The following is a 3807-nucleotide window of genomic DNA, read 5'->3' as shown; positions in this document are numbered from 1 at the left end:
TTTAATAGATGAAGAAGTAATAAAAGCATTAAAAGAAAACATAAAATTGGCTCCTCTACATAACCCAGCAAATATTATGGGAATTGAAGTCAGTAGAAAATTAATGCCGAACACCCCAGATGTAGGTATTTTTGATACTGCTTTTCATCAGTCTATGCCTAAAAAATCATATTTGTATGCTGTTCCTTATAAGTGGTATGAAGAAAATGGTGTTCGTAGGTATGGCTTTCATGGTACATCTCATAAATATGTTTCAGAAAGAGGGGCAAAATTATTAGGAAGAGATTATAAGGACTTGAAAATTATCAGCTGTCATTTAGGTAATGGAGCAAGCATTACAGCTATTGAAGCTGGAAAAGTAATTGATACCAGTATGGGTTTAACACCTTTAGATGGTCTAGTTATGGGTACTAGATCAGGGGATCTTGACACCGGTATAATACCATATATTATGAAAGAAAGAAATATGAATATTGAAGAAATCGATCAAGCTTTAAATAAGGAAAGTGGAGTATTAGGAATTTCTGGAGTTAGTAATGATTTTAGAGATATTGGAGAGGCAGCTGAAGCAGGTAATAAAAGAGCAAAGCTTGCTTTAGATATCTTTTGTAGGAGAGTAAAAAAATATATTGGTTCATATGCAGCTTTATTAGGACGAGTTGATTTATTAATCTTTACTGCGGGTATTGGTGAAAATGCGATTAATGTTAGAAAAAAAATAACATCAAATATGGATTGTTTTGGTATTGAAATTGATAATAATAAAAATAATTGTCGTGGAAAAGAAATAAAAATTAGTTCAGATAATTCTAAAGTTGATGTTTATGTTATTCCGACAAATGAAGAACTAGTTATTGCAAGAGAAGCCAAAAATGTTGTAGAAGATCATGTAAAAAATATAATTAAAGAACTTATAGGATAAACATCCTATTTATTTCCGGAGGAGATAAAATGGCAGGATTAAATAACAAAAAGGACAGAGTAATTCAGGAATATGTGCCAGGAAAACAGGTGACTTTGGTTCATTTAATTGCACATCCTTCAGCTGATATTTATAAAAAAATTGGTCTAAATGAAAAGCATGAAGCTCTTGGAATTTTAACTATTACCCCCAGTGAGGCGGCAATAATTGCAGCGGATTCTGCTAGTAAAAATGCAGATATTAAAATTGGATTTATTGATCGTTTTAGTGGTTCATTAGTTATCAGTGGTAAAGTATCAAGTGTTGAATCTGCTTTTAAAAATATTCTAAACTTATTAGAACATGTTTTAGGATTTGATGTAACAGAAATTACAAGGTCATAAAGATGAAAGATATAATTTTAATTGGGGGAACTAAGGCTGGTAAAACCACACTATTAAAAGTATTAAATGGTGAAAAATTTAAAAAAATTGATATTAGAACACAAAGTTTAGAATTTGAAGATCAGTCCATTGATACTCCCGGAGAATATATAGAAAATAGACAGTATTATACAGCTTTGATTTCTGCTGCTCAAGAGGCAGAAATGATTGGATTAGTTGCTGATGCAACTGCAGAACAATATTTTTTTCCTCCTACATTTGCTTCAATATTTACTCGACCTGTAATTGGTATTGTAACAAAAATTGATGAACCAAAAGCTAATATTGACCATGCTAAGAATATTTTAAATATGGCTGGAGCTGATAAAATATTTTTAACAAGTGCCTTGACTGGGAAAGGAATTACTGAATTATCTGATTTTATTTCTGGCAAATAATTCTGACCAAAGATTGGAAGGCGTGGATAATGAATTTAGATGAGATGCTCACACTCGAAGAAGCAGCTAAATATATATATGAAAATACTAATATTTTTTTAGATTCGAATAACATTTCTACTAAAAGTTTAAACTCTAATACTTTAAGTGTTAACGGTTTTGCTAACAACTTATTTTTAATTGAGAATAAGGATAATGGAAAGAAAGTTGTTTTAAAACAAGTTCTTCCTTATGTTAGAAAAGCAGCTATAGAAAATGTTGAAATTCCTCTGCCTAAAAAAAGAATATACTCAGAATTTTATTCTTTGAAATTTTGGCGAGAAACTTGCCCAAGTTCTGTTCCCGAGGTGTATTTTTTTGACGGTGAAAATAATATAATTATTTTTGAATATATAGAGGGTATGGAACTTTTAAGGAGTTCTTTAATAAAAGGACAGAGAGTTAAAAATATTGAAGGAAAAATCGCTGATTTTCTGGCAAAAACAGCTTTTTATAGTTCAAAATATTTTCTGGACGAAAAACAATTCTACGGGCTTTTGAATTTTTTTAATAAAGCAGAATCGATAAAGGTTTGGGATGATTTAATTTTTGTTAGAGCTATCTTACAACCACAAAAAAGGGAAATTAATCCTCTAATCAAAGAAAAAATCTTAAATTATTGTCAAGACAAAAAGATTATCAATAAAGTAAAAGAGATTAGATTTGCTTTTAATAACAAAAAACTTTCTTTAATTCATGCTGATTTTCATAGTTCAAATATTTTTATTAAAAATAATAAAATAAAGATTTTTGATACAGAGTTTGCTGCTTATGGTTTACCTTCATTTGATATGGGAAGATTAATTGGTAATTTGATTTTAAATTATTCTTCACTGTTAGGACTTGAATACAGTTTAGAAAGAAGAGAATATCAGAAATATTTATTAAATTTTATAGAAAAGGTTTATAAGTCTTTTAAGTATAGATTAGGTAGTCTGTTTAAATTGAAGTCTAATTTATCATCTATAGAAATAGAAAAGTATTTTGATGAATATTTATATCAGACTCTCTCTTTTATCTCTTTAACAATAATTAGTAGGTTATATGATGGAGGTCTTTGTCTTGATTTAAAAAGAATTAAAGATTTAAAGAACAGAACAATTGCTCAAGAATTTGCAATAAAAGTATCTAGAGAAATTTTTTATAGAAATAGAGAAATCAAAAATATTGGAGAATTAGTTACTATAGTTGAAAAATTAAATTATGAATTCCAATATAATAAAATCAAAGAATTAGTAACTAGAGCTGTTAAATAACTAGATAACTAAAAAATTAAAAACTAGGGGTGATTCTTAATGATAGAATCAGAATTAAAAGAGAAAATTGAACAAATAATTAAAGAATCATTAACTGAAAAAAGGAAGTCAATTAACAAAGAAAAAATAATTCCACTGGAAGCTTCAGGGAGACATGTTCATTTGTCTCAAGCGGATGTTGATGCTCTTTTTGGTGAAGGTTATAAGTTAACTCCTAAAAGGGAACTGTCTCAACCAGGCCAGTTCCTGGCAGAAGAAAAGGTCAAACTTATAGGAAAAAAAGGGGTTATTGAAAAAGCAGCAGTTTTAGGGCCAGCAAGATCACATTCACAGGTAGAACTTTCTAAAACTGATTCTATTAAACTGGGGATTAATCCTCCATTGAGATTTTCAGGAAATATTGATAATAGTGCTTCTGTTTTTATAGCCTCATCTGAAAACGTTATAAAGTTAGAAGAAGGAGTTATTATTGCTAAAAGACACATACATATGACACCAAAAGATGCTGCTAATTTAGATGTAGTGGATGGAGAAATAGTTTCTATTGAAGCTCTGACTGAAAGACCTGTTATTTTTAAAAATGTATTGATTAGAGTAAATAAAGACTATAGTTTGAGTATGCATATTGATTATGATGAAGCAAATGCCTGCTTGTTTTCTAAAGGTGATAAGGCTAAAATAATTAAACAAAAATAATAAATTATAAACTAAAATCCCTCTATATTTTCAGAAGTTTTTTTGAATCTGAATTTATAGGGGCTTTTTTATAT

General features: G+C 29.0%; 5 protein-coding genes. All 5 read left to right on the top strand.

The features are described 5' to 3' along the window. The coding region (locus CI949_RS18180; protein ID WP_290768995.1) for an acetate/propionate family kinase at positions 1-922 on the top strand (922 nt) is incomplete at its 5' end. 29 nt (positions 923-951) lie between these two features. Then, positions 952-1305, top strand: a complete 354-nt coding sequence (gene eutS / locus CI949_RS18175) for an ethanolamine utilization microcompartment protein EutS (protein ID WP_089722940.1) — start codon at positions 952-954, stop codon at positions 1303-1305. A 2-nt stretch (positions 1306-1307) separates the two neighbouring features. Beyond that, entirely contained in the window at positions 1308-1742 is a 435-nt protein-coding gene (gene eutP, locus CI949_RS18170) for a EutP/PduV family microcompartment system protein (RefSeq protein ID WP_089722939.1), read from the top strand. A gap of 29 nt (positions 1743-1771) precedes the next feature. After that, positions 1772-3037 carry a phosphotransferase gene (locus CI949_RS18165; protein ID WP_290768989.1) on the top strand — a complete coding sequence of 422 codons (1266 nt, stop codon included), beginning with the start codon at positions 1772-1774 and terminating at the stop codon, positions 3035-3037. A gap of 39 nt (positions 3038-3076) precedes the next feature. Next, the gene (locus tag CI949_RS18160; RefSeq protein WP_290768986.1) at positions 3077-3733 is read left to right on the top strand and encodes a phosphate propanoyltransferase; all 657 of its coding nucleotides are present in this window, start codon (positions 3077-3079) and stop codon (positions 3731-3733) included. The last annotated feature ends 74 nt before the right edge of the window (positions 3734-3807 follow it).

Source organism: Halanaerobium sp., assembly GCF_003070835.1.
This window is presented reverse-complemented; position numbering and strand designations above follow the sequence as displayed.